We start from the raw sequence: 517 nt of genomic DNA, 5'->3' as shown, positions 1-517 counted from the left end.
CAGCAAGCAGTTGCCATGGCGCGGCGATGCCGCGCGTGGCCGACTTGCCTTCATGAGAACCTTATGACCGCACATCCACCCTTCAGGAAGGTGCTCGACGGCGTCGCCACCCGAGAGCAGATGTTCCAACTGTTCAGCCGTCACAAAGACACTCCTGGCATCGATCCCAATTCCGGCACTCCCTATTCAGCCGAGTGGTTTGAGATCACCGCGTCCGAATACCACTTCATGCTAGATTTGTTGCCGCCGCTCTTCATGCGCACCGGCATGCTCGGAATGTCGGAGTATAAGGCGGGCAACGTGACCAGCGTATTCTTGGCGATCCGGATCCGGGGCGGCGAGCGCTGGTTTCATGGCTTCTGCGATCTCACGGATCGGCAGTCGCCAGACAAGATGCGCGCCGCCATCATCGCCCACGAGACCGGCGCGAGCGACAGCATGACCCGCGCGGAAAAGCTCGAGGCGATCTGGAACATAACCCCTGTCAAGCTCAGGGGGACCGCCCGCAATGCAGACC

Annotated in this window: 1 protein-coding gene; it reads left to right on the top strand. The window is 60.9% G+C overall.

Features of this window, described 5'->3' with window-relative positions:
* Positions 1 to 63 precede the first annotated feature (63 nt).
* On the top strand, positions 64 to 517 hold a 454-nt coding region (locus EN750_RS38410), incomplete at its 3' end, for a DUF1419 domain-containing protein (RefSeq protein WP_127399519.1).

The sequence above is a fragment of the Mesorhizobium sp. M7A.F.Ca.ET.027.03.2.1 genome, assembly GCF_003999175.1.
Classification (GTDB): domain Bacteria; phylum Pseudomonadota; class Alphaproteobacteria; order Rhizobiales; family Rhizobiaceae; genus Mesorhizobium.
The sequence above is the reverse complement of the archived record's forward strand: the minus strand, read 5'-3'. Positions and strand labels throughout refer to the sequence as shown.